The sequence below is a fragment of the Nonomuraea longicatena genome (assembly GCF_039525605.1).
GTDB lineage: Bacteria > Actinomycetota > Actinomycetes > Streptosporangiales > Streptosporangiaceae > Nonomuraea > Nonomuraea longicatena.
Genome location: NZ_BAAAHQ010000060.1, coordinates 16555 through 42039 on the forward strand (window position 1 = coordinate 16555; position 25485 = coordinate 42039).

Sequence of the window (25485 nt, forward strand, 5' to 3'; positions counted from 1 at the left end):
GGTTGTTCGATGCGTGCCAAGCCAGGAAAGTTTGTCGATAAATTTGCTGATATGCGTATTACGGTCATCGAGCACGACGGCGACGCGCCGCTCGGCTTCCTGGCGGAGTGGCTGGGCCTGGCGTGCGAGACCGTCCGGCCGTACCTTGGCGAGCCCGTCCCCGAGCACGCCGCCGACGGCCTGATCGTGCTCGGCGGCGAGATGGCGGCCTGGGAGGACGACCGGCATCCGTGGCTGCCGCCCACGCGGGCGCTCATCGCCCGCTCGGTCGCGGCCGGCGTGCCCACGCTCGGCATCTGCCTCGGCGCCCAGCTCATGACGCTCGCCTGCGGCGGGCGCGTGGAGCGGGGCGGGCGCGGGCTCGAAGTCGGCGCCTGCGCCGTCATGGCCCTGCCCGCCGCCGCCGAGGACCGCCTGTTCGCCACGGTGGGTACGGCGACGGCCGTGCAGTACCACCGCGACGCGATGACCGCCCTGCCCGAGGGCGCCGTCCCGCTGCTGACCGGAGAGCGGTACCCGAACCAGGCGTATCGGCTGGGGGAGCGGGCCTGGGGCGTGCAGTTCCACCCGGAGGCCACCCCGGAGATCTTCGGCCGGTGGGCCGCCATGACCGACCTCGCCCCCGAGATCGCCGCCGAGGTCACCGGCGCCGAAGCCGACCTGGTCGCCACCTGGCGCCCGGTGGCGCGGGCGTTCGCCGCAGTGGTCCGGGCCTCGGCCGCGCCGCACTGAGCCCGCCTCCGCCAAGGCCCGTGATGCGCTGAGCCCGCCTACGCCTGAGCCCGGTTCCGCCTAAGCCCGGTTCCGTCCTGGCGTTCCGGAGCCGGTGGCACGCCGGGGGCCTCGGGTGAGGACGTGGGCGGCGGCGTGGACGCCGGCCGCCGCCAGCGGGAAGGCCGCCAGTCCCCACCACGACGCGGACCCGCCGCGCACCGGCACGCCCTCGGCCTTGAGCCGCCGCCAGGCCCACACCGAGAAGGGCAGCACCACGAGCGGCGCGGTGACCGCCCCCGGCGTGTAACCGCGCACCGCCGCCGCCTGCCCCAGGTGCACCAGCCCGTGGACCCCGAACCCGGCCAGCACCGACTGGAAGAGCGGGCTGCGCCCGCCGGTGCGTGCGCCGTCCGCGCAGGCTGCCGCGATCAGCCCGCCCATCAGCCCGATCGCCACGTTCACCTGCTTCTGCGACACCTCCGGCAGCCAGGGGAACCGTTCTTGTCTGGCCTTGCGCAGCCACGGCGCCATGGTGGCCACCTCCTCGGCGTCGTGCACCATCCACGCCGCCAGCAAGCCCCACGTCACCGTCGCCGGAACCCCGCCCGTCTCCGCGCCCATATCTCCGCCCCCCGTGTTCACTGTGCAGTGCGTTGCACCTTAGGGGCGCTCGGAGGACACCTGTCAAGATGGGGTACGTGCCCAGGATCGAGTCCACCGCCGCCCGCCTGGCCAAGCTCGGCTTCGCCGACGGCGCCCGCGCCGCCCGCCTGTCCGAGAACCTCCCGGACGACCTCGTGGAGGCGCTGGTCGGCGTGGCCGATCCCGACCTGGCACTCACCTCGCTCACCCGCCTCGCCGAACGCCTGCCCGGCCTCGCCGCCACCCTGCGTGCCGACCCCGTCGTCCGCGAACGGCTGTATGCGGTCCTCGGCGTCAGCGCCGCCCTCGGCGAGCACCTGGTCCGCCATCCCGGCCAGCTCGCCTGGCTGGCCGCAGCCGACCTGGGGGAGGCTCGCGCGGCCCTGCTCGCCTCGGTCGGCGCCGACCCGGACGCGCCCGAACCGCGAGCCGCCGCGAAGGACCCGCTCGTCGCGCTGCGCGTGGCCTACCGGGGCAGGCTGCTGCACATCGCCGCCCGCGACCTCACCGGCGAGAGCGCCCCGGCCGAGGTGATGACCGAACTGTCCGACCTCGCGGGCGCGGCGCTGGAGGCGGCTCTCGCCGTCGCGCGCGACGAGACCCCCGGCGACACCGTTCGGCTGGCCGTCATCGGCATGGGCAAGTGCGGCGCCCGCGAACTCAACTACATCAGCGACGTGGACGTGATCTTCGTCGCCGAACCCCGCGACGGAGCCGACGAGACCGAGGCCCTGGCGCTCGCCACCCGCCTCGCCCAGGCCACCATGCGGGCCTGCTCCGCCGCCACCCCCGAAGGCGCGCTCTGGGAGGTGGACGCGGGCCTGCGCCCGGAGGGCCGGGCCGGGCCGCTGGTGCGTACGCTGGCCAGCCACCTGGCCTACTACCGCCGCTGGGCCAAGACGTGGGAGTTCCAGGCCCTGCTCAAGGCCAGGCCCGTCGCCGGAGACGCCGAACTCGGCGCCGCCTACGTCGCGGCGGTCTCGGAGCTGGTGTGGTCGGCCGCCACCCGGCCCGGCTTCGTCGAGGACGTCCAGGCGATGCGCCGCCGCGTCGAACGGCACGTCCTCGCCGAGGGCGAACGGGAGCTCAAACTGGGCCCCGGCGGGCTGCGCGACATCGAGTTCGCCGTCCAGCTGCTGCAGCTCGTCCACGGCCGCCTCGACCCATTGCTGCGCCGCCGCGCCACGCTGCCCGCCCTCGCCGCCCTGTCGCGGGGCGGTTACGTGGGGCGCGAGGACGCCAAAGGGCTCGCGGAGGCGTACACGTTCCTGCGCCGGGTCGAGCACCTGCTGCAGCTGCACAGGCTGCGCCGTACCCACCTGCTGCCCACCGGGGCGGACGACCTGCGCAGGCTCGGCAGGGCGCTCGGCGCCACCGCCGACCCCGTCGGCGAGTTCACCGCCCGCTGGCGCGGCCACGCGCGCGAGGCCAGGCGCCTGCACGAGAAGCTGTTCTACCGGCCGCTGCTGCAGGCGGTCGCCCGGCTGCCCGAGTCCGAGTCGCGGCTGTCCACGGCGGCGGCGCTGGCCCGCCTGGAGGCGCTCGGGTACGTCGATCCGGCCGGGGCGCTGCGCCACATCGCCGCGCTCAGCACCGGGGTCACCCGCCGGGCCGCCATCCAGCGCACGCTGCTGCCGGTCATGCTCGGCTGGTTCGCCGACGCCCCCGACCCCGACGCCGGGCTGCTCGGCTTCCGCCAGGTCAGCGACAAGCTCGGTGCCACCCCCTGGTACCTCCGGCTGCTGCGCGACGAGACCGCCGTCGCCTCGCGGATGGCCCGCGTGCTCGGCACCAGCAGGTACGCCACCGGGCTGCTCACCCACGCCCCCGACGCCGTGGCGCTGCTCGGCTCCGACGCGGACCTCGTGCCGCGCCGGGCCGACACGCTGCTCGGCGAGGCCGTCGCCGCCGTCTCCCGCCATGGCGACGAGGCCGAGAACGCCGTCGCCGCCGTCCGCGCGCTGCGGCGCCGCGAACTGTTCCGCACCGCCGTCGCCGACCTCGTCGGCCTGGCCGACATCGAGCGCGTCGGCGAGGCGCTGTCCGACCTCAACGACGTCACCCTGCGCGCCGCCCTGGACGCCGCCGTCTCCCGCGTCGAGCTCGAACGGCGCGCGCCGCTGCCGACCCGGTTCGCGGTCATCGCCATGGGACGGCTCGGCGGCATGGAGTGCTCCTACGCCAGCGACGCCGACGTGATGTTCGTGCACGCCCCGCTGGAGGCCGCGACCGAGCGCCAGGCCGCCGACGCCGCCTTCGCGGTCGCGGGCCAGCTCCGCCGCCTGCTGTCGCTGCCCGCACCGGACCCGCCGCTGCTCATCGACCCCGACCTGCGGCCCGAGGGCAGGCAGGGACCGCTGGTGCGCACCCTCGCCTCCTACGCCGCCTACTACGCGCGCTGGTCCTCGCCGTGGGAGTCGCAGGCACTGCTGCGCGCCCGCTTCTCCGCCGGCGACGCGGAACTGGGCGCGGCCTTCACCGCGATCGCCGACGAGATCCGCTACCCGGACGGCGGGCTCGACGAGTCCGCCGTCCGCGAGATCCGCAGGCTCAAGGCGCGCATGGAGGCCGAGCGGCTGCCGCGCGGCGCCGACCCCGGCCTGCACACCAAGCTCGGGCCCGGCGGGTTGTCCGACGTCGAGTGGGTGGCCCAGTTGCTGCAACTGCGCCACGCGTACGCGGTGCCCGCGCTGCGCACCACCCAGACGCTGCGCACGCTGCGCGCCGCCGTGGAGGCCGGGCTGCTCGACGCGGGCGACGCCGAGGTGCTGGCCGAGGCGTGGCGGTGCGCCTCGCGGATCCGTGACGCGATCATGCTCGTCAAGGGGCGGCCCGGCGACAGCGTGCCGTCGGACGCGCGGGAACGGCGCCTGATCGCGCAGACGCTCGGGTACGCGCCCGACGGCTCAGAGGACTTCCTGGACGACTACCGGCGGGTGACCCGGCGTGCCAGGCAGGTCGTGGAGCGCGTCTTCTACGAGTCCTGAGAGTCCGGGCTGCGGTGGGCCGGGCACACCTCCCGTGCCGTGCCTCCGGGGTGGGGCAGGGCTCGGGCCGGGTTGGGAGGCGGGTTCGGGCTACCCGGCGTTCTGGCGGTAGGGGGCCAGGCCCGCCTCGACGGCGTCGCGGTCGTCGTGCCGCAGGCCGTACAGGGCCTCTTGGAGGGCGAACGTGGCCGCGTACGCGTCGGCTCTGGCGGCCAGGTGCGGGAAACGCGCGGACAGCTCCGCTCGGACCGGTGCGCTCACCGACACCGAGAGCGCGGCGAAGTCCACGGCCGGGTCGCCGGGGCCCGCCGTGCCCCAGTCGAGCACCCCGCTGACGGCGCCGTCCGCGACCAGCACGTTGGCGCCGCCGAGATCGCCGTGCGTGAACCCGGTGGGCGGCTTGCTCGCGGCCTCGGCGGCCCGGCGGACCTCCAGCATCGCCCGCTCCCGCTGCGCGGGCGCGAGCAGCGGGGCGACCTTCTCCTCGACGTCGACGGCGAGTGCCGCCCACTCCGACCGCCACGCGTCGTCGTCGCGATCGACGGGTACGGTGGCCAGCCGGTCGAGCAGCCCGGCCAGCGCGTCGGCAGTCACCTCGACACCGGGCTCCAACGGCGCGCCTTCGACCAGCCGGGTGACCAGGCATCCGGCACGCTCCTCGACGACCTCGGGCGCGGGCAGGCCGTGCGCGCGGGCCAGCCGGGTGAGCGCGGCCAGCCCGGAGACCTCCTCGCCGTGCCGGGAGAACCGCCATGCCAGCCCGTCGGTCGCGTCGAGCACCACGTCGGCGCCCTCACCGCGCACCAGCCGCAGCCCCGTCGCCTCGCGGCCCATCACCCGGGCGTAGTCATTGAGCTTCACGCCCCCATGCTCGACGACGGCGGCTCGCGCTGTCATCCCGATTTCCGGCGATCCACCCGCACCGCTCCGAGGTTTCGGTGAGGACCGAAATGGGGGTACTCTGCCCGGATGAAGAAAACGATCACGAGGAAGCTGTCGGCGGGACTGTCGGTGACACGGCCGACCGGGACGGCGCCTCAGTGGCGCGATCTGAGCCCGGTGAGGCGGCGGAACAGATCCCACCAGAACGGCGCCCCGAACAGTAGGGCGACGTACGTCAGCAGGAAACCCGGCCAGTGGCTGAGCGTGGTGATCCGGTCCCACCACACGCCGCCGTTCCACTCGACACTCGGGTCGCCCTCGGCAGGGATGCTCACGCCCACGATCGCATGGTCGAACACCCGCACCAGCGCAGGCGAGCTCAGTGTCTCGGTCAGGCAGTCGGCCAGCTTGACGTCCTGCGTGCACTTGGCCTTCAGTTCGCCCACCGTCGCGGCGTCGCCCGCCGCAGCCGCCGCGACGCCGGTGCGCAGTGCGTTGTCGCGCAGCAGCGACTTGGCGTACTCCAGCCCGTCCATGCTGAACAGCAGCGTCACCGCCAGGCCCAGCGCCGCCACCACCCACTTGACGTAGCGCCTGTACAGCAGCGAAAGCCGCTGCATCTCGCTGTCGAACCACGTCTCTACGCCGTGGCGGAAGCGCTCGGTGTCGCGCTGAGCGGTCTCCCAGATGGCGTTCAGGTGGCCGTAGAGGGGGCTGCGCATCTCCTTGAGCCGGGCCAGCCAGGTCTCGACGCCGCCCTCGCCGGAGGAGGCCAGTTCCATGACGGCCACCGCGAACCTGCCGGGCGGGATGTTGGAGATGCTCGTGCGGCCGGTCCTCGGATGGTCGATCTCGCGCACCCGCTCGTACAGCAGCGTCGTCATGGCGTCGCCGCCGCTCACCGCCTCCTGCGGGGGAGGGGCCGACTCGACGGGCGCGGGCTGGTCGCTGTGGGCGGGGCGCGGGTCGCGGGCGAAGGGCAGCGTGGCGAACACGTCGCGCACCTTGGCGGGCAGCCACGCCCTCTCGCCGCCGGTGCCGTCCATGGTGTCGCGCAGGTAGGCCCACAGGAACTTGCTCCTGATCGCCAGGAGCCGTACGACGCCTTCGTTGATGCCGCTGACCAGCAGCGACAGCAGCAGGAACGACAGGATCAGACCCAGCGCCAGGTCCACGTAAACGGACAGCAAATCGATCACCCCGGCGCCTTGATACACCCGTCCGGCCGAGCCTGCAACGTCAGATGCGTGATCCGGCATCCCACACGGACCGAGCCGGTCTTCTCGGGCCGTGGTGTCGCGGTCGGGTGCGCTAGTACATCAGCGGACGTGGAAGCGCAGGGAGACGACGGTGCCGGGCGGGATGGTGGCGCGCGAGACGGAGCCCGCGGGCACCCACGGCCCCCAGTTCGCGACGTAGCCGACCATCGGGTTGACGTGCAGGACGGTCACGGCGACCTGGTGCTCGCCGGTGCCGTTCGCGCAGTAGCTCTCGGCGATGTTGCCGTTCTGGGTGGCGTAGCACTCGGTCGGCACGGCGTGCGCGGCCGGGGACGTGGCCACGAACGCGGCGGTGGCGATCAACGCGGAGCTCGCCAGGGCGAGCGCCCTCTTCCTGGAACGCACCAGTGGATCCTCTCTTTCTTTTAGGAAGCTTTCCTAAGCGAAAGATAACCGCCGGTGGGGCGCCGTCAAGAGCGATCTCATCAGTCGATACCGCACGCGAAAGGACCGGCGCCGAAGGGTGGCAGGGCAGGTCTATCGGGCCTCGCCCGCCAGAATCAGGGCCCACAGCTCTCCGGCCTCGCCGACGCGACACGGGTGCGTCACGCGCACGGTCTCGCCGGGTGAGTGCCGGTCGATCCGCCGAACCCACGCGAGGCCCCCCGAGGTGCACAGCTCGTAGACGCGTGCCTTGCACTCGCACGTGTGCCCCACGACCCGGACGCGGCCGAACCGTGGCACCGGCGTGCTCCAATCGAGCCGCACCGCGTCGGCTCGCCGAGCGCTCACGTGAAGCCCATGGAACTCGTTGGAGACCGTCACCGGCGGGGGCGTGGGTGGCTGTAGCTTGAGCGTCATGGTGCCGGGCCTCCTGCTGGGTCGGGTGCCGAGAGCCCGTCCGGTGTTCCCGCACCGGACGGGCTCGCCTTGTCCGCGCCCAGGATACGAGAGGTGTACTACCCCCGTCTAGCCTCGTGGGTAGCTATGGCTCGTTTGTGCTGGCCGCATAGCCTGATGTCGTGATCGACAGAGAAGGCCCGATCCCGCCCTACCAGCAGATCGCCACGGTGATTCGCGACCGGATCGCCGCAGGAGAGATTCCGCCGGGGCGGCGCATCCCGAGTCTGGTCGAGATGGAGGCCGAGTTCGGCGTCGCACGCGACACCCTCCGTAAGGCCGTGCAAGTCCTCAAGGACGAAGGGCTCGTGGAGACCGTCCAGGGCATGGGCGTGTATGTGAAGGCGCGCATCGCAACGGACGTGACCGAGTAGCGGGGGCGAAGGAACATGCTCAAGCGGAGGGGCGCGGTGCCCGCCTTCGACCCGGACGCGGCGGGGCCCGGCTACGTCTACGTTCAGGTCGCGGATCACGTCGCCGCACGCATCGACGCGGGCGAGTTGTCGCCCGATGCCCGACTGCTCGGAGAGCGTGACCTCGCCGAAGAGTACGGCGTGGCGATCGGCACCATCAGGCGTGCCGTCAAAGAACTTCGTGACCGTGGTCTTGTGGTCACCCTCCCAGCGAAGGGCACCTACATCACGCGCCCGGAGGATCGCCCCGCCGAGAAGGCGTGAACGCGGAAGGGCCCGGAACCGTGATCGGTTCCGTCCGGCCATAGCCTCAGGGCTGCTGGGTTCTCCCGCGCCGGACCAGCAGGGGGAGGGTGGCCAGCTGCACGAGGCCGGAGAGGCCGAGGATGCCCATGGTCACCGGTTCCCGCCAGTCGGGGAGTTGTTCGGTGAAGCCGTGCTGCTCGTTCGAGTACATCGCCAGGCTGCCCATGGCCACGAGCGGCAGCGTCAGCACGTAGACGATCGTGAAGCCGCCGACGAACAACAGGAAGTGCGGCCCGAGGCCGTGCCTGAGCTGGAGGATCCCGTACAGGGCCAGCGCGGCGGCGGGCACGGCGGCGAACATGCACACCCACACCATGGTCTTCAGCGCGAGGTCGGCCTCCCAGAAGGACGCCGGATGGGCGGTGGCGCGGGCGATCCGGTCGGACACGAGGTTGGCCGAGGCGAAGGCCGCGAGGGACGCCGCCGGGAGCAGGAGGAGCCACGCGCTCCGGGGAGAGGGTGGCAGGGCGGTGGCCCGGCGCACGATGCCGCGCATCGCGAAGAGCTGGGCGGTCGCGGCGGTGGCGAGGATCAGGCCGAGCAGTGGGAGATACCACGGCGGTGACATCGAGCTCATGTCGAAGGGCATCGTGGCGTATCCCGGCGGGTCGGGGAAGTCCCGGTCGTAGCCGGTGACCGGGTTCAGGATGTAGACGGCGGGCATCGCGGCCACGTACGCGGCGCTCAGCAGGCCCGTTCCGAGCACGCGGGCCGCGGGCCTTTGGCGTAATCCGAGCTCGACGAGGCCGAACAGCAGACTGGCGGCGACGAAGACGGCCCCGAGCCAGGCGATGCGCCCCTGGGCGAAGGGGATGTACGCCTCGATCGCCTGGGGCACCACGTGCTCGTTCGCCTCGACCGGGGCGCCGGGCAGCCGTCCGTTCACATCACGCACGGCGAAGAAGTTGACCGCGACCACGGCGAGCCCGAACGGCAGGGGGAACCAGGTGAGCTTGACCATGACTGTTCGATGATCGCGGGCGGTGATCGGTTCAAGCCGGGCGAGGCCGCTCTCGTCCGGGCGGCACCGGCATGCTGGGGGCGCCACCGAGATGATCGGCAGCACCCCCAGAGCGGCACTGTCACACGTCGTGGAACTGAGATATGGAGGAGACGGTTCCTTGATCCTTGGGGGGGCTCCGTTCGGTCATCCGGATCGTCGGAGGCGGGGATCTGCTCGGAACTCGTCGCAGGGTGATGGCGCCAGACGGGTGCGGCTAACCCCAGACGAGGTATGACTGACTTACTCCTCTAATAGGGCCCTGTTGTCCTGCATGAATTATCTTGATCGCGTTGGTGAAACACTCGACGTCCCCATAGAAGCTAATGGTGGCGTTGGTGTTGTTGACCACGGTCACATCATCTACCCAATATCGGTGGCAGCCTTTCGGTGGATTGAGTATGGAATCGTGGCGACTGATGTGAAGCCATCCTGTGGCAGCCTGCGCTTGGACAGGCGTGCCGAACGTGATGGTCGCCACCGTGCCGATGACGGCTGCCGTAGCCTGCAGCCGATGCCTGAGCGTTCGCACGTTGCCTCCCTGTGCCCGTGAATCGCTTGGCTACATGCTGCCATGGAATGACTGCGAAGCGTAGTCATTATTGGGGCGGCTCAGGTCTGCGTGGGAGGACACGCGGTACGTGCACGAGGGGTCCGACTGAGTCCTCTCAAAAGTGCGGAAACGGCCCGGCATCGATATTCGATGCCGGGCCGTTTCGCTCGGTCAGAGGACGAGAAGAGATGGGTTTCCCAGCTCAACGCCCATGCCCGGGAAGGTCGCCGAGGACGGAAAACCTTGCCGTCACACGTCGTAGTACAACTCGAACTCGTGCGGGTGCGGGCGCAGCCGGATCGGGTCGACCTCGAACTCGCGCTTGTAGGAGATCCACGTCTCGATCAGGTCGGGCGTGAAGACGCCGCCTTCGAGCAGGTAGTCGTGGTCGGCCTCAAGGGCGGCGAGGACGTCGGTGAGCGAGCCGGGCACCTGCGGGATGTTGCGGGCCTCCTCCGGAGGCAGCTCGTACAGGTCCTTGTCGACCGGCTCCGGCGGCTCGATCTTGTTGCGGATGCCGTCGATGCCCGCCATCAGCATCGCCGCGAAGGCGAAGTACGGGTTGCACGACGGGTCGGGCACCCGGAACTCGATGCGCTTGGCCTTCGGGTTGGACCCGGTGATCGGGATGCGCACGCAGGCCGAGCGGTTGCGCTGCGAGTAGACCAGGTTGACCGGTGCCTCGTAGCCGGGCACCAGCCGGTGGTAGGAGTTGACCGTCGGGTTGGTGAAGGCCAGCAGCGACGGCGCGTGCTTGAGCAGGCCGCCGATGTAGTGGCGGGCGGTGTCGGACAGCCCCGCGTAGCCGACCTCGTCGTAGAACAGCGGCGCGCCGTCCTTCCACAGCGACTGGTGGCAGTGCATGCCGGAGCCGTTGTCACCGAAGATCGGCTTGGGCATGAACGTGACGGTGTGGCCGTACTCCAGTGCCGTGCTCTTGATGATGTACTTGTAGAGCATCAGGTTGTCGGCGGTCTTCAGCAGCGTGCCGAACTTGAAGTCGATCTCGGCCTGGCCGGCGGTGCCCACCTCGTGGTGCTGCATCTCGACGTCGATGCCGCACTCGATGAGGTTGCGGACCATCTCCGAGCGCAGGTCGGTGAAGTGGTCCATCGGCGGGACCGGGAAGTAGCCGCCCTTGTAGCGCGGCTTGTAACCCAGGTTGCCGCCCTCGGTGGCCTTGCCGGTGTTCCAGGCGCCCTCGATCGAGTCGATGTAGTAGTAGCCCGCGTTCTCCCTGGTCTCGAAGCGGACGTCGTCGAAGATGTAGAACTCCGCCTCGGGGCCGAAGAAGACCGTGTCGGCGATGCCGGTGCCCTTGAGGTATTCCTCCGCCTTGCGGGCCACGTTGCGCGGGTCGCGGCTGTAGGCCTCGCCGGTGAGCGGGTCGTGCACGAAGAAGTTGATGTTGAGCGTCTTGTGCTGGCGGAACGGGTCGAGGACCGCGCTCGTCGGGTCGGGCAGCAGCAGCATGTCCGACTCGTGGATGGCCTGGAACCCTCGGATGGACGAACCGTCGAACATCAGGCCGTCGGTGAAGACGTTCGCGCCGAAGTTCTCGACCGGGAAGGTGAAATGGTGCGTCGTCCCCGGCAGGTCGGTGAACCTGACATCGACGAACTGCACCCCTTCGTCGCTGATGAACTTCAGGACGTCGTCGGCGGAGCTGAACACTCTCGAACCTCCCTGGGGACGGGTATCAGCCCGACCGTAGGAGCAGGCGATTTCCACACCGTGTCTCGCTTGTTTCACCGGTGTTAAGCACGGGCGCGGGCCGTGAGCGCGACCGGTCGGTGCGCCGGATACCGTGGTGTCCATGAGCAAGGAGCCCCGTTGGACCCAGACCTGGCTCGGCGGCGTGCGCTCCGCCGGGATCGACCTCGGCCACCCGGGTGAGCGCCTGGGCCTGCCGGAGGAGGGCAGCGGGTCGACTGCGGGCTGGGGCCGCCGCATCGGCGCGCTGGTCATCGACTGGCTCATCTGCACGTGGGGCATCACCCAGGCGATCCTGGGGATCGCACCGGCCCAGTCGCCGTGGGTGCCCGCGCTGGTGTTCGCGGCGCAGTACCTCGTGCTGGTCGGCTTCCTGGGGCAGACGTTCGGCCACCGCCTGATGAACATCAGGGTGGCGGCGATGGACGGCGGCAACCCGCGCCTGCTGCCGGTGGCCGTGCGGACGATCCTGCTGCTCCTGGTCGTCCCGGCGCTGGTCTTCGACCGCGACCAGCGCGGTATCCACGACCGCACGTCGAACACGGTGGTCGTCCGCGTGTGACCCGCCTGCTCACGCAGGCGGACAATCTCCCCCTTTCACGGCGAAGCCCATCCACCGCGCCCCGCCGTCCTCGATGCCCGCCCGTCGAGCGCCGCTCCTCGGGCTCACGGCGTTCTCGCCGTGACGACACAAAGATGTGCGTTGACAACGTTGTCGGGGCGGATTCTCCTGGTGACAACGTTGTCAGGAGGCTCGCATGCGACGCACACGACTCGTGGTCGTGACGACCGCCGTACTCGCGGTCATGGCCTTACCCGGGGTGGCGGCGGCCGACCCACCGCCGTCACCACTGCCGTCGGACGCCCCGTCCTCGGCCCCCACGCACCCCGCCCCCCTCGACCAGGGACGTCCGGAAGACCCCGGAAGTCCCGAAGAGCCTGGACGCACAGAACACCCCGGACGCGCCGGAAGCCCCGCACCGGCCCGCGGCGCCACCGCCCCTCCCGGAGCCCTGTTCTTCTCCTCGCTGGAACCCGGAGACCCCCAGCCCACCTGGGCCAACACCGGCGAGGACGGCCTCACCCCCGAGGGGATCACCGGCAACGCCACCGGCGGCATCCCGGGAAACATCACCGACGAGATCGTCGAGGTCGGCGCCAGCGGCGAGTACGCCTCGGCCGGAGAGATCAAGGAGAACCTCCTCGACGGCGACGTCAACACCAAGTGGCTCGTCTTCACCTCCACCGGCTGGGTGACGGTCCGGCTGGCGCAGCCCGTCAAGGTCGTCAGATACGCCCTGGCCAGCGCCAACGACGCCCCCGAACGGGATCCTGCCGACTGGGCGCTCGAAGGCTCGGCCGACGGCCGCACCTGGACCGCCGTCGACACCCGGTCGGGCGAGAGCTTCCCGGGCCGCCTGCGGCAGCGTGAGTTCCAGGTCACCGCGCCCGCGCCGTACCTCCACTACCGCCTGAACATCACCCGCAACCACGCCGGGAACATCCTGCAACTGGCCGAACTGCAGTTGTCGGACGGCGACACCGCGCCGCGCCCGCCCGCCCCGATGCGCACGCTGACCGGCCCGGGGCCCAGCGCCGGGTTCACGGCCAAGCCGCGCGCCGGATACACGGGCCTGCACGCGCTGCGCTACTCCGGCGGCACCACCCGCGAGCAGGGCGGCCACGCGACCAACAAGGTGTTCGAGACCGACGTCCCCGTCGCCTCCGACACCGAACTCGTCTACAAGGTCTTCCCCGAGTTCACGGGCGCCTCGATGAGCTACCCGAGCACGTACGCCGCCCTCGACCTGACCTTCGACGACGGCACCCGCCTCAGCGAGCTGACGGCGCGCGACCATCACGGGATCGCCGCGCGCGCTCGCGAGCAGGGCGCCTCCAAGACCCTGTACGCCGACCAGTGGAACCTGAAGCGGATCCCGCTCGGCGCCGTGGCGGCGGGCAAGCGGGTCCGGCGCGTCCTGCTCGCCTACGACGGCCCGGCCGGGCCGCTGCCGTTCAAGGGCTGGGTGGACGACATCACGCTCGCGCCCGCGCCGGACGGCCGCAGGGACAGCCTCGCCGACTACGCCGTCACCACCCGGGGCACCCATTCGAGCGGCGGCTTCTCGCGCGGCAACACCTTCCCCGCCACGGCGGTGCCGCACGGGTTCAACTTCTGGACGCCGGTGACCGGCTCTGGCTCGAACTCGTGGCTGTATGAGTACCACCGCAACGGCAACGCCGACAACGTGCCCACGATCCAGGCGTTCGCCGCCTCGCACCAGCCCAGCCCGTGGATGGGCGACCGGCAGTCCTTCCAGGTCATGCCGTCTCTGCTGGCCAGGCCCGACCCCGACCGGGTGGCGCGGGCCACGGGATTCAGTCATGACGCGGAGACCGCCAGGCCCTACTACTACGGCGTGGACCTGCGCAACGGCATCCGCACCGAGATCGCCCCCGCCGACCATGCGGCGGTCTTCCGCTTCACCTTCCCCGGCGACGGGGGCAGCCTGATCTTCGACAATCAGTCGAACGAGGGCGGCCTGACGATCTCGCCGGACGGCGTCGTCACCGGCTACACCGACGCCCGCAGCGGCCTGTCGGCGGGCTCGACCCGCATGTTCGTGTACGCGGTGTTCGACCAGCCGGTCACGGCGGGCGGCAAGCTGACCGGGGCCGGGCGCGACAACGTCACCGGCTACGCGGCCTTCGCCGCCAAACGGGTGGAGATGCGCATCGCGACCTCTCTCATCGGTGTCGAGCAGGCCCGGCTCAACCTGCTGACGGAGGCCGACGGCTTCGAGCAGGTCAGGGCGCGCGCCAAGCGGGCCTGGGAGCAGCGGCTGGGCGTGATCGAGGTCGAGGGCGCCTCAGAGGACCGGCTGGTCACGCTGTACTCCAACCTCTACCGGCTGTTCCTGTATCCGAACTCGGGCTTCGAGAACACCCCGTCGGGGCCCAGGTACGCGAGCCCGGTCTCGCCGCCGGCCGGGCCGAACACACCCACCCGGACCGGGGCGAAGGTCGTGGACGGCAAGATCTACGTCAACAACGGCTTCTGGGACACCTACCGCACCACCTGGCCCGCCTACGCGCTGCTGTCGCCGCAGGCGGGGGAGTTGGTGGACGGGTTCGTGCAGCAGTACCGCGACGGCGGCTGGATCGCTCGCTGGTCCTCGCCCGGGTACGCCGACCTGATGGTGGGCACCAGTTCGGACGTGGCCTTCGCCGACGCCTACACCAAGGGCGTGCGCGGCTTCGACGCCAAGGCCGCCTACGAGGCGGCGCTGCGCAACGCGACCACGGTGCCGCCGAACGCCTCCGTCGGCCGCAAGGGCATGGCCACCTCGGTCTTCCGGGGGTACACGGCGCTGAACGAGGTCGGCGAGGGCATGTCCTGGGCGGTGGACGGCTATATCAACGACTTCGGCATCGCCGAGATGGCCAAGGCGCTGGCCGAGACCACCACCGGCCCCGAAAAGACGAAATATCTGGAAGAGGCCGAATATTTCAGGAGTCGCGCCCTCAACTACGTCACCATGTTCGACCCCGCCGTCGGCTTCTTCCAGGGGCGTACCTCCACCGGGACCTTCCGCCACGGCCCGGCCGCCTACGACCCGGCCGTGTGGGGCCACGACTACACCGAGACCAACGGCTGGAACATGGCCTTCCACGCCCCTCAGGACGGCGTCGGCCTCGCCGCCCTCCACGGCGGCCGCGCGGCCCTGGCCGCCAAGCTCGACGCCTTCTTCGCCACCCCGGAGACCGCCACGCGCACCGGCTCGTACGGCGGCGTCATCCACGAGATGCGCGAGGCCAGGGACGTGCGCATGGGCCAGTACGGCCACAGCAACCAGCCCTCCCACCACATCCCGTACATGTACAACTACGCGGGACAACCGTGGAAGACCCAGGCCAAGGTGCGCGAGATCCTCTCCCGCCTCTACCTCGGCAGCGAACTCGGCCAGGGCTACCCGGGCGACGAGGACAACGGCGAGATGTCGGCCTGGTACCTGTTCAGCGCCCTCGGCCTCTACCCCCTCCAGGTCGGCAGCCCCCACTACACGGTCGGCTCGCCGCTGTTCACCAAGGCCGTCGTGCACCTGCCGTCCGGACGCGACCTGGTCGTCAACGCCCCGCGCAACAGCGCGGACAACGTCTACGTCCAGGGGCTGAAGGTGAACGGCCGGCCGTGGGCGGCCACCTCGCTGCCGCACGAGGTGATCGCGGGCGGCGCCGTACTGGACTTCGAGATGGGGCCCGAGCCGTCGGCGTGGGGCGAGCCGCTCACCTCGATCACCCCCGACGGCGAGCAGCCGCGCCCGATGCGCGACCTCGCCGTCGGCGGCGGCCCGGCCGCGTTGTCCGACGACACCTCGGCCACCCAGCACACCCTCACCGCCCCCGTCACCCTGCGGGCGGCGGCCCCGGAGCGGGCCGCCTACTACACGCTCACCTCGGCCGCCTCCGGCGCGCCGGCCGCGTGGAAACTGGAGGGCTCACTCGACGGCACCACCTGGACCGTCGTCGACGAACGCCGAGGCGAGCGGTTCGCCTGGGCGCGGCAGACGCGCCCCTTCAAGATCGCCCAGCCGGGCAGGTACGCCCACTACCGGCTCACCGCCCCCGGCACGCTCGCCGAACTCGAACTCCTCGCCGCACCCGACCCCGCCTGCGCCCGCACGATCACCGGAACGCACCGGGGCCCGCTCACCGTCGCGGACGGCGTCACCTGCCTGGCCCCGGGCGCCGAGGTGAGCGGCCCGGTCACCGTCCGAGCCGGGGCGTCGCTGGTGGCGCTCGGCGGCGCACGCCTCGGCGGCCCGCTCACCGCCACCGGCGCCCGTACGGTCGCCCTCCTCGGCGCGGAGGTACGAGGCCCGCTGACCGCCACGGAGGTCGGCGAGCTGACCCTGGAGGACATCGAGGTCGGCGGCCCGGTCGCGCTCACCCGCAACGACGGCCCGCTCATCGCCGCCTCGGCGGTGAAGGGGCCGCTCACGTGCACGTCCAACACCCCGCCGCCCACCACCAACGGTCTGCCCAACACGGTCGAGGGGCCCTCGACCGGCCAGTGTCAGACGAGGCAGGAGAAGATCGCCGTCCCCGGCAGGTGACGGCCGCGCAGCGGACTCCACCCGCCCCACACGCGGTCGTGGCCCGCAGGCCACTCCGGCTCCAGCAGCGTCTGGAGCCGGAGACCGGCCCCGCTCACGAGCCCCACCCAGTCACCCAGCGTGCGGTGGTGCTCGACGTAGGCGAGCGTGCCGTCCGGACCCTCCTCCGTGTACGGCGTGCGGTCGAAGTACGACCGGTCGGCGGTGAGCCCGCGAGGCCCGGGATCGTCGGGAAAGGCCCACCGGATCGGATGGCTCACCGAGAAGACGAACCGCCCGCCCGGCCGCACCACCCGGCGCACCTCCCGCAGGACCGCGAGCGGATCGGCCACGAACGGCAGCGCGCCGAACGCCGAGCAGGCCAGGTCGAAGACGTCGTCGCGGTACGGCAGCGCCTCGGCGTCCGCCTGCGCCACCGGCACCGTCAGGCCCGTGTCGAGGTCGATGCGCCGGGCGTGGCGCAACTGGCGATGGGAGATGTCGAAGGCCGCCACCCGCGCCCCCTGCGCGACCAGCCAGCGCCCGCACTGGGCGGCACCGCAGCCGACCTCCAGCACCGCACGCCCGCGCACCTCGCCGAGCAGGCGCGCGTCGGCCTCGTCGAGACCCTCCGGGCACCAGACGAACCGCACGTCGCCCAGATGGCCGCCGTGCTCACTTTGGTACTCGTCCGCGTTGCCGTCCCACCAGTACCGGTTGGCCCGGGAGGAGTCGGACGGCACTAGCGCATCTTGGGGCCGCGCGGCATGCGGGCACCCTTGGGCATCGGGCCCTTGGGCAGCGGCATGTTCTTGGGCAGCGAGCGCACGCGGTCCTTGATCTCGTTGACGGACGGCTTCTTCAGGTTGCGCGGCAGCTTCATGATGTGCCGCTGCAGCTTGCCGAGCGGCACCTGGCCCTCGCCGTCGCCGCACTGGATGTCGTAGATCTCCACGCCCAGCGCCACGCGGGAGACGCGCTTCTTCTCGGCGGCCAGCATCTTGGCCACCCGGTTGCCCGGCCCCTCGGAGACCAGCACCACGCCGGGGAAGCCGACCACCATGTGGATCAGGTCCTGGTCGCGGTTGACCGCGATGGCCGGGGTGACCTGCCAGTTGCCCCGCATGCCCTGCAGGACGGCGGCGGCGGCGCCGGTCTGGCCGTGCAGGATGGAGTACTGGGCGCGCTGCGCGAGCTGGCCGAACACGACCAGGCCGACCGTCAGCGCCAGCATGATGCCCAGGATGATCGAGTAGATCAGCTGGTCGATCACCAGGCCGATGACGACGGCAACGACCAGCGTGGCGACCGCCGAGAGGAACACGATCGGCAGGCCCTTGGGATTGACCTGCTTGATGATCTGCGCGATCATGCGGAGCTGCTTCAGACGCCCCGGCTTCTCTTCTGCGGTTGCCATGTTCTGAAGGATACAAACCTCTGGGGTCCGAAAGGAAAACGTGACCATCCGTTCTGTGACGGATGAGGCTCAGCGGACCACGGAGGCCGACAGTCGCCGGTCGGCGCAACTGCGGCCGACCTCGACGGCGTACGTGCCCGTGACGGTCCGCCAGCCGGCCTCCGTCCACGTCTGGAAGGCCCGCTCGGGCAGGAACACCGTGGTCACCGCGCTCTCGCCGGGCCCCGCCTCGACCACGTCGAAACCCGCCAGCCACCGCGCCGGACGCCCGTCCGGCACCTGCGGCGCCAGATAGACCTGCACGACCTCCCGGCCGTGCCGCGTGCCGGTGTTCGTCACCATCACCGTCACAGCGGACGGGCCCGCCTCGATCGCGTCGTAGCGCCACGAGGTGTAGCCGAGACCGTGCCCGAACCAGTACGCGGGCGCGAGCGCCGACCGCTCCCAGCCCCGGTACCCGATGAACACCCCCTCCTCGTACGGCAGCGCCCCCTCCACCGGCGCGGTGTCCACGACCGGGCAGTCCGCCAGCCGTACCGGCCAGGTCGTGGGCAGCCGCCCGCCCGGTTCGGCGGCGCCGAACAGCACATCGGCCAGCGCGTCGCCCGCCTCCTGCCCGGGGAACCAGGTGAGCAGCACCGCCGCCACCCGCTCCGCCCACGGCATCTCCACAGGGGAGCCGGTGTTGACGACGACGACCGTGCGCGGGTTGGCCGCCGCCACGGCCTCGACGAGGTCGTCCTGGCGGCCCGGCAGTCTGAGCGAGTCGCGGTCGAAGCCCTCGCACTCCACCTCGGGCGTGGTGGCCACGACCACCACGGCCACGTCGCAGGCCGCCGCCGTACGGGCGGCCTCGGCGATCAGCTCCTCCGCCGGGAGGCTCGGAGCGGTGTGCCCGAGCGTGAACGACACCATGCCGGACGCCGCCGGGTGCCGCACCGCGACCTCCACCGGCACCCCCGCCTCAAGCGGTACGCTCACCCGCCGCTCCGGCGGCGACAGGAAGGCGATGGCCGGGTCCGCGACGGTGATGACCTCGTCGAGGACGACCCGGCCCGCGACCGTCATCGTGTAGGCGCCCGCGCCCGCCACGGAGAAGACGTGCTCGCCCGAGACGTCCGGTGTGTACACGGTGCGGAGTTCCGCCGCAGCCAGGCGCTCAGGCAGGCCGCCGAGCCATCGGGCCTGCGTGCCGGGCAGCGTCTCCCGCTTCAGAGGGCGGTCGTCGGCGTCCAGGAACACGAGCGTGGCGGGCCCGGTCAGCGGGTCCAGGCGGACGCGCGGGTCGGCGCCCAGGGCGTACCGGACCTCGACGCCGTCACGTGCGCGCAGTCCGTCCAGCGGGGATACGACGCGCTCGGGGAAGACCTGGGCGCTGCCGCCGCCCATGACGCGCGCCTGCGCGGCGGCGGCCCCGATGAGGGCCACCGTCCGCACGCCCGTGAGCGGCAGCACGCCGTCGTTCTCCAGCAGCGTGAACGACCGCGCGGCCAGCTCCCGCGCCAGCGCCACCCCGTCCACATCCTCATCCGTACGGTGCCCACCGCCGAACCCGGCGTCCCCTCGGGCGGTGGTGAGGGCGCCGGTCCGGTGGGCGAGGCGGAGGACACGCCGGACCCGGTCGTCCACGACCGCCTCCGGCACCCGCCCCTCCCGCACCGCCGCCTCCAGTTTCGCGCCCCACGGCCCGCCGGGACCCGGCATGGCCACGTCGGTGCCGCCCAGCGCCGCCGCCTCGGTCGAGCGCACGGCCGTCCAGTCGGACACCACGAACCCGTCGAACCCCCACTCCCGCTTCAGCACCCCGCCGACCAGCTCCGCGTGCTCGGTCATGGTCGTCCCGTTGACGGAGTTGTAGGCGCTCATCACCCCCCACGCCCCCGCCCGCACGACCCGCTCGAACGGCGCCAGGTACATCTCCCGCAGCACCCGCTCGGCCACCCGGACGTCCACGGTGAACCGGTCGGTCTCCGAGTCGTTCGCGACGAAGTGCTTGGGCGTGGCCGCCACCCCGCCCGCCTGCACGCCCTCGACGTAGGCCGCCGCCACCTCGCCGGTCAGCAGCGGGTCCTCGGAGAAGCACTCGAAGTGCCGCCCGCCGAGCGGAGTCCTGTGCAGGTTGAGCGTCGGGGCGAGCAGCACGTGCACTCCCTTGCGCCGCGCCTCCTGGGCCAGCAGCCGCCCGGCCCGCCGTACCAGGTCGAGGTCCCAGGTGGCGGCCAGCGCGGTGGGGCTCGGCAGCGCGACGGACGGGTCCTGCGGATTCCACTGCTCGCCGCGCACCCCGATCGGCCCGTCGCTCATCACGAGCCTGGCGAGGCCGATCTCCGGCAGGGCGGGCAGCGACCACAGGTCGGCGCCGGTCAGGAGGCGGATCTTGGTGCCTAGGTCGAGCCTGGCGAGCAGGTCGTCGAAGTCCACCCGCCCAGTCTGACCAGAAAACCGGGCGATCGACAGGCCCGTGGCCCACGCGTACGGCAAAGGGCCGCCCCCGGCGGGCGGTTCCAAGGGGGTCGTCGCAACTCCTCGGATCGAGGTGTCGCGGCGCCCGCGTGAACCCGCCGTGACGGGAAGCGGCCCTGGGCGAGCAGCCGGATCAGGTGGTCTGACGGGCCTCGACGGCCTGCTTGTAGAGCTTGCCCGCCCGGTAGGACGAGCGGACCAGCGGGCCGGACATGACCCCGGCGAAGCCGATCGCCTCGGCCTCGGCCTGCAACTCCACGAACTCCTGCGGCTTGACCCACCGGTCGACCGGGTGGTGGCGCGGCGTCGGGCGGAGGTACTGGGTGATGGTCAGCAGGTCGGTGCCCGCCGAGTGGAGGTCGCGCATCGCCTCGATGATCTCGTGGCGCTCCTCGCCCATGCCGAGGATCAGGTTGGACTTGGTCACCAGCCCCGCCTCGCGGGCCATCGTGATCACCGACAGCGACCGCTCATAGCGGAAGCCCGGCCGGATGCGCTTGAAGATGCGCGGCACGGTCTCGATGTTGTGCGCGAACACCTCGGGCCGGCTGGAGATGACCTCGTCCACGGCCGCGCGTTCGGCGTTGAAGTCGGGCACCAGCAACTCGACGCCGCAGCCGGGCAGCAGCGCGTGGATCTGGCGCGCGGTCTCGGCGTAGAGCCAGGCGCCGCCGTCGGGCAGGTCGTCGCGCGCCACGCCGGTCACGGTGGCGTAGCGCAGGCCCATCTGCTGCACGGACTCGGCCACCCGGCGCGGCTCGTCCCTGTCGTACTCCTGGGGCTTGCCGGTGTCGATCAGGCAGAAGTCGCAGCGGCGGGTGCACTGGTCGCCGCCGATGAGGAAGGTCGCCTCGCGATCCTCCCAGCACTCGTAGATATTGGGACAGCCCGCCTCTTCGCAGACCGTGTGCAGACCCTCCCGGCGCACCAGCGACTTCAGCTCGGTGTACTCAGGGCCCGTCTTCAGCTTGGTCTTGATCCACGGGGGCTTGCGCTCGATCGGGGTTTCGGCGTTTCGCACCTCCAAGCGGAGGAGCTTCCGGCCATCAGGAGCAACGGTCACCGCCCCAGCTTACGTCCCCTGGATACATCCCATGACCGGACCTGTCGTATTCGGCTAGGAAGAACCCGGTCGGCGCCGCATCAGATCTTCCTCGTGCAGCTCGTACGACTCCAGCCCCAGCGCCTCGGCCAGCCGCTTCTCCATGACCGGCATGACGTCCTCGACCACGATCCGGCGCCCGGTCTCCGCCGACAGCGACGAGACACCCACCCCGGGGATGCCGCACGGCACGATGCGCTCGAACCAGCGCGGGTCGTTGGCGCAGTTGAGCGCGAACCCGTGCATGGCCACCCCGCGCGAGACCCGGATGCCGACCGCGCCGAGCATGCGGTCCGGCAGGCCGAGCACCCGGTCGCCGACCGCCCACACCCCGCCCAGTTCGGGGATCCGCCGGGCGCTCACCCCGAAGTCCGCGCAGACCTGGATCATCGCGTCCTCCAGGCGCCGCACGTACTCGACGGTGTCGGACACCGCCACGATCGGGTAGCCGACGAGCTGCCCCGGTCCGTGCCAGGTGATCCGGCCGCCTCGGTCGACGTCGACCACCGGAGTGCCGTCGGAGGGACGTTCCTGCTGGGCCGTCCGCCGCCCCGCCGTGTAGACGGGGGCGTGCTCCAGGATCAGGAACGTGTCATCGGCCTCTCCGGCCAGACGTCTGCCGTGCAACCATCGTTGGAGGGTCCAGGCCTGTTCGTAGGGGACGTCTACCCCGAGCCGCACAATGGCCAAGGAGTGGCGCATATGTGCATTGTGTCGTTCCCTCACCCATCAAGGGTAATTCAGGACGTCAGCAGCCGAGGCTCGATCCGGAACTCCTTCGCCCCGTCCGCGCCGTCGTGCTCCACCCGGTAGGCGTAACCAGCCGGATCGACCGTGACGGCCTGGATGAACTCGGTGCCCACGTAGTGCAGCGCCACACCCTCGTCGGCAGCGTACCCGTCCGGCAGCTCGCCGCTGGCGACCGAGGCGTGCAGCAGCCGCCGCCGCTGCGGGTCGGAGTTGTAGTGCACCCCGCAGGAGTACGGCAGCAGCGCCAGCCCGTCGGCCCAGACCCGCAACTTGGGGCCGAAGGAGTCGGTGTTGCCGCCCACGTGCCAGCACAGCGCGCCCGCGCTCTGGCCCGACAGCACCACCCCGGCCCGCCACGCCTCCTCGAACGCCTCGTCCAGGCCGTGCAGCCGCCACAGCGCCGCCAGGTTGGCCACGCTGCCGCCGCAGACGTAGACCATGTCCTGTTCGAGCAGCCACGCCCGGGGGTCTTCGACGTTCGGCATCGGGAAGACCGTCAGATGGCTCACCTCGACGTCCCACCCGGCGAACGCGCCGTACATCTTCAGCAGCCAGTCGGCGTCGTCGCCCATCGCCGTCGCGAGCAGTCCGAGCTTGGGGCGGTCCTGGCCGGTCAGGTCGAGGCCGTAGCGCAGCAGCGGGCTGGCCTCCAGGAAGCCGTGGCGCTCGGTCATGCGGAACGAGCCGCCGCCGATGGCGAGGATGTGAGACTGGCCTGACATGGTCATGTTGGTGGTCCCCCCACGTCGAGTCGGAACAGCCTAGAGTACGGTGGCCAAAGCTTGATCGAGACCCGTATGGGCGAACCTGTACCCGTTGTCCGCCAGCTTCTTCGGCACCGCCCGATGGCTCGGCAACAGCACCGCCCCCGCCATCTCACCCAGCCCCACCCCGAGCGCGAACCCCGGCACCGAGACCGGCAGCGTCGGCCGGCCCAGCGCCCGGCCCAGCGCGCGGGTGAACTCGGCCTTGGTCACCGGACCAGGGCTGACCAGGTTCACCGGCCCCGTGAGACCCGGTGCCCCGCCCGCGTGGCCGTCGAGGATGTGGAGGACGGCGCCGACCCAGTCGTCCTGCGCGATCCACGACCAGTAGCCCTGGGGGTCGCCCAGCGGCGCCCCCAGCCCGAGCCGGAAGATCGGCAGCATCCGGGCCAGCGCGCCGCCGTCCGGGCCGAGCACCATTCCGGTGCGCAACTGCGCCGTCCTGATCCCGGCGGACTCGGCCTCCCGGGCCTCCCCCTCCCACCGCTTGCACAGGTCGGGCATGAACCCGGGACCCCTGCCCGCGCTCTCGTCCACCAGACGGTCGCCGGTGTCGCCGTAGAAGTCGATGCCGGAGGCCGACACCAGTACCTTCGGCCGGCTCGTCAGGCCGCCGAGGGCGGTGACCAGCGTCCGGGTGCTGGACAGGCGGCTGCTCACGAGCAGCCGTTTGTAGGCGTCGTTCCAGCGCCGCGCGGCGATCCCGGCCCCGGACAGGTGGACGACGGCGTCGGCGCCCTCGATCGCGGCGGCGTCGATCGTGCCCCTGTCCGGATCCCACCGGGACTCGTCGCCGCCTCTGGCGCTGCGCCGTACCAGGGTCAGCACCCGGTCGCCGCGCTCCCGCAGCCTCCATACGAGCGCCGACCCGAGCATCCCCGATGCCCCGCTCACCACGATGTCCACGCCCGTACCCTCCCTGGGGTGCCGCCTGCCTGCACCAAGGATTGTGTTCTGCCCGGTGTCAGCTCAGCCCCAGTATTGCGGCAAACCACTGTTACCCACTGTCATCTCGCACGCTCGTACAGTGAGAGTCGCCGCGTGGGGAACGTCCACACGGCCGTGCGCGCGAACAGCGGATGATCGCGCAGCACCGGCGCGTTGCCGTAGCTCTCCAGCCCCTCCACCACCCACGCCTTCGCCGCCATCCCCCGTCCGCCGGAGCCGTGGCACGCCGTGTCCATCCGGGGGAGTCGTGGGCGCGTGGGTTCCGGAGGGAGTCGTGGGCGCGGTGTGTCCGCGCCTGAGGGGTTCGCGATGGCAGGGTGCGGTGAACGTGGCGCCTCGTAGGGCTGAGGGATCCATGAGTGGCTGGGGCCGGCCGGGGGCACGTTGTGTCCGGCCCTGAGTTGTGTTCGGCCCTGAGGGGTTTCCGGCGCCGCGACGGTGGGGTGGGGTGCGGTGAATGTCGGCGCCTCTCACGGCGGCCGACGCGGGCCGGGCCGGGGGTGACCGGACGGCGTGACGGCGGGAGGCGGCTGCGGGGAGGAGCGTGACCCTGGAGGCCGTCAAGAGGGTGCGGCGGGCGGGGTGAGGGGGGCTGGGCCGTGAAGGGGAGGGCTTTTGAGTCAGGCGAAGTGAGGAACTGGGCCGGGAGCGTGGATTTCCATGGCAAAGGGGCCGGTGTCGGAACACCGGCCCCCGAGCACCACAGAGGAGAGATCCTTACGCGAGGCCCAGCTGCGCCTCGAAGCGGCCCTCCTCCAGGCGGCGCTTGATCGTGGTGAGGAAGCGCGCCGCGTCCGCACCGTCGACCAGCCTGTGGTCGTACGTCAGCGCCAGGTACACCATCGAGCGGACCGCGATGACCTCGCCCTCGGCCGTGTCGACCACGACCGGACGCTTGACGACCGCGCCGGTCCCGAGCATGCCGACCTGCGGCTGGTTGAGGATCGGCGTGTCGAACAGCGCGCCCCGGCTACCGGTGTTGGTGAGCGTGAACGTGCCGCCGGTGATCTCGTCGGGCGTCACCTGGTTGTTGCGGGTGCGCTCGGCGAGGTCGGTGATCTTGCGGGCGATACCGGCGAGGTTGAGGTCGCCGGCGTTCTTGACGACCGCCGCCAGCAGGCCGCGCTCGGTGTCGACCGCGAGGCCGAGGTTCTCGACGTCGAAGTACGTCACCTCGTTGGTCTCGTTGTTGATCGTGGCGTTGAGCTTGGGGTGCTGCTTGAGCGCCTCGACCGTGGCCATCGCGAAGAACGGCGTGAAGGTGAGCTTCACGCCCTCGCGGCGCAGGAAGTCGTCCTTGGCCTTGGCCCGCAGGCGGGCGATCTTCGTGACGTCCACCTCGACCACGGAGGTGAGCTGGGCGGCGGTCTGCAGCGACTCCACCATGCGCTTGGAGATCGTCTGGCGCAGGCGCGTCATCTTCTCCGTACGGCCACGCAGGGTGGTGTCGACCTCGACCGCCTCGGGTGCGGCCGTGACCGGCGTCTGAGCGGCCGCCGGGGCTGCGGCGGCGGCCGGGGACGCGGCGGGCGCACTGGCGGGTGCGGCGGGAGCGGCCGGAGCCGGAGCGGGGGCGGGCGCGGCGGCCTGCTCGCGCTGCGCCTTCGCGGCCTCA

At 71.5% G+C, this 25485-nt stretch carries 23 protein-coding genes; 6 read left to right on the forward strand and 17 right to left on the reverse strand.

Annotated features, from left to right (window positions below; genetic code table 11):
• Nucleotides 1–51: 51 nt before the first annotated feature.
• Nucleotides 52–732, forward strand: a complete 681-nt coding sequence (locus ABD120_RS38140; protein ID WP_343955249.1) for a type 1 glutamine amidotransferase — start codon at nt 52–54, stop codon at nt 730–732.
• A 60-nt stretch (nt 733–792) separates the two neighbouring features.
• On the opposite strand, the gene ABD120_RS38145 is transcribed toward ABD120_RS38140, so the two are convergent.
• A complete protein-coding gene (locus ABD120_RS38145) occupies nt 793–1335 on the reverse strand; it encodes an HXXEE domain-containing protein (RefSeq protein ID WP_343955250.1) in 543 nt (180 codons plus the stop codon).
• A gap of 68 nt (nt 1336–1403) precedes the next feature.
• On the opposite strand from ABD120_RS38145, the gene ABD120_RS38150 reads away from it, so the two are divergent.
• On the forward strand, nt 1404–4343 hold the full coding sequence (locus tag ABD120_RS38150; RefSeq protein WP_343955251.1) for a bifunctional [glutamine synthetase] adenylyltransferase/[glutamine synthetase]-adenylyl-L-tyrosine phosphorylase: 2940 nt from the start codon (nt 1404–1406) through the stop codon (nt 4341–4343).
• 90 nt (nt 4344–4433) lie between these two features.
• Here ABD120_RS38150 and ABD120_RS38155 read toward each other — a convergent pair whose 3' ends face one another.
• The 4 genes from ABD120_RS38155 to ABD120_RS38170 form a co-directional block, all read right to left on the reverse strand.
• Nucleotides 4434–5204 (reverse strand): aminoglycoside phosphotransferase family protein, encoded by a 771-nt coding sequence (locus ABD120_RS38155; protein ID WP_343955252.1) that lies wholly within the window; start codon nt 5202–5204, stop codon nt 4434–4436.
• 176 nt (nt 5205–5380) lie between these two features.
• Nucleotides 5381–6424, reverse strand: a complete 1044-nt coding sequence (locus ABD120_RS38160; protein WP_343955253.1) for a hypothetical protein — start codon at nt 6422–6424, stop codon at nt 5381–5383.
• A gap of 120 nt (nt 6425–6544) precedes the next feature.
• Nucleotides 6545–6850 carry a hypothetical protein gene (locus ABD120_RS38165; RefSeq protein WP_343955254.1) on the reverse strand — a complete coding sequence of 102 codons (306 nt, stop codon included), beginning with the start codon at nt 6848–6850 and terminating at the stop codon, nt 6545–6547.
• Between the two features lie 132 nt (nt 6851–6982).
• Nucleotides 6983–7237, reverse strand: a complete 255-nt coding sequence (locus tag ABD120_RS38170) for a hypothetical protein (RefSeq protein WP_343955255.1) — start codon at nt 7235–7237, stop codon at nt 6983–6985.
• A gap of 230 nt (nt 7238–7467) precedes the next feature.
• Between ABD120_RS38170 and ABD120_RS38175 the strand changes: the two genes are divergently transcribed.
• Together ABD120_RS38175 and ABD120_RS38180 are read left to right on the forward strand one after the other, a co-directional pair.
• Entirely contained in the window at nt 7468–7719 is a 252-nt protein-coding gene (locus ABD120_RS38175; RefSeq protein ID WP_343955256.1) for a GntR family transcriptional regulator, read from the forward strand.
• 15 nt (nt 7720–7734) lie between these two features.
• A complete protein-coding gene (locus tag ABD120_RS38180; RefSeq protein ID WP_343955257.1) occupies nt 7735–8022 on the forward strand; it encodes a winged helix-turn-helix domain-containing protein in 288 nt (95 codons plus the stop codon).
• Nucleotides 8023–8068: 46 nt separating this feature from the next.
• Here ABD120_RS38180 and ABD120_RS38185 read toward each other — a convergent pair whose 3' ends face one another.
• The 3 genes from ABD120_RS38185 to glnA all read right to left on the reverse strand — a co-directional run bounded on the left by ABD120_RS38185 (nt 8069) and on the right by glnA (nt 11291).
• Nucleotides 8069–9025: a hypothetical protein gene (locus ABD120_RS38185; RefSeq protein WP_343955258.1), complete on the reverse strand. Its 957-nt coding sequence runs from the start codon at nt 9023–9025 to the stop codon at nt 8069–8071.
• Between the two features lie 256 nt (nt 9026–9281).
• Nucleotides 9282–9596 (reverse strand): hypothetical protein, encoded by a 315-nt coding sequence (locus ABD120_RS38190; protein WP_343955259.1) that lies wholly within the window; start codon nt 9594–9596, stop codon nt 9282–9284.
• 270 nt (nt 9597–9866) lie between these two features.
• Nucleotides 9867–11291, reverse strand: a complete 1425-nt coding sequence (glnA, locus tag ABD120_RS38195) for a type I glutamate--ammonia ligase (protein WP_343955260.1) — start codon at nt 11289–11291, stop codon at nt 9867–9869.
• Between the two features lie 142 nt (nt 11292–11433).
• On the opposite strand from glnA, the gene ABD120_RS38200 reads away from it, so the two are divergent.
• Nucleotides 11434–11892 carry an RDD family protein gene (locus tag ABD120_RS38200; RefSeq protein ID WP_343955261.1) on the forward strand — a complete coding sequence of 153 codons (459 nt, stop codon included), beginning with the start codon at nt 11434–11436 and terminating at the stop codon, nt 11890–11892.
• A 196-nt stretch (nt 11893–12088) separates the two neighbouring features.
• Nucleotides 12089–16447, forward strand: coding sequence for a GH92 family glycosyl hydrolase (locus tag ABD120_RS38205; protein ID WP_343955262.1), 4359 nt, complete (start codon nt 12089–12091; stop codon nt 16445–16447).
• On the opposite strand, the gene ABD120_RS38210 is transcribed toward ABD120_RS38205, so the two are convergent.
• The 9 genes from ABD120_RS38210 to ABD120_RS38250 form a co-directional block, all read right to left on the reverse strand.
• The gene (locus tag ABD120_RS38210) at nt 16408–17169 is read right to left on the reverse strand and encodes a class I SAM-dependent methyltransferase (RefSeq protein ID WP_343955263.1); all 762 of its coding nucleotides are present in this window, start codon (nt 17167–17169) and stop codon (nt 16408–16410) included. The genes ABD120_RS38205 and ABD120_RS38210 overlap by 40 nt on opposite strands.
• Nucleotides 17169–17843 carry a DUF4191 domain-containing protein gene (locus tag ABD120_RS38215; protein ID WP_343955264.1) on the reverse strand — a complete coding sequence of 225 codons (675 nt, stop codon included), beginning with the start codon at nt 17841–17843 and terminating at the stop codon, nt 17169–17171. Before ABD120_RS38215 ends, ABD120_RS38210 begins: the two co-directional genes overlap by 1 nt.
• A gap of 69 nt (nt 17844–17912) precedes the next feature.
• Nucleotides 17913–20264, reverse strand: a complete 2352-nt coding sequence (locus ABD120_RS38220; protein ID WP_343955265.1) for a beta-glucosidase H — start codon at nt 20262–20264, stop codon at nt 17913–17915.
• A gap of 175 nt (nt 20265–20439) precedes the next feature.
• The gene (lipA, locus tag ABD120_RS38225) at nt 20440–21369 is read right to left on the reverse strand and encodes a lipoyl synthase (RefSeq protein ID WP_343955266.1); all 930 of its coding nucleotides are present in this window, start codon (nt 21367–21369) and stop codon (nt 20440–20442) included.
• 54 nt (nt 21370–21423) lie between these two features.
• On the reverse strand, nt 21424–22110 hold the full coding sequence (gene lipB, locus ABD120_RS38230) for a lipoyl(octanoyl) transferase LipB (protein ID WP_343955267.1): 687 nt from the start codon (nt 22108–22110) through the stop codon (nt 21424–21426).
• 38 nt (nt 22111–22148) lie between these two features.
• The gene (locus ABD120_RS38235) at nt 22149–22886 is read right to left on the reverse strand and encodes a Type 1 glutamine amidotransferase-like domain-containing protein (RefSeq protein ID WP_343955268.1); all 738 of its coding nucleotides are present in this window, start codon (nt 22884–22886) and stop codon (nt 22149–22151) included.
• 33 nt (nt 22887–22919) lie between these two features.
• A complete protein-coding gene (locus ABD120_RS38240; RefSeq protein ID WP_343955269.1) occupies nt 22920–23828 on the reverse strand; it encodes a TIGR01777 family oxidoreductase in 909 nt (302 codons plus the stop codon).
• A gap of 101 nt (nt 23829–23929) precedes the next feature.
• The gene (locus ABD120_RS38245) at nt 23930–24106 is read right to left on the reverse strand and encodes a hypothetical protein (RefSeq protein WP_343955270.1); all 177 of its coding nucleotides are present in this window, start codon (nt 24104–24106) and stop codon (nt 23930–23932) included.
• Between the two features lie 481 nt (nt 24107–24587).
• Nucleotides 24588–25485: 2-oxo acid dehydrogenase subunit E2 (locus ABD120_RS38250; RefSeq protein ID WP_343955271.1), on the reverse strand; the 898-nt coding region annotated here is incomplete at its 5' end.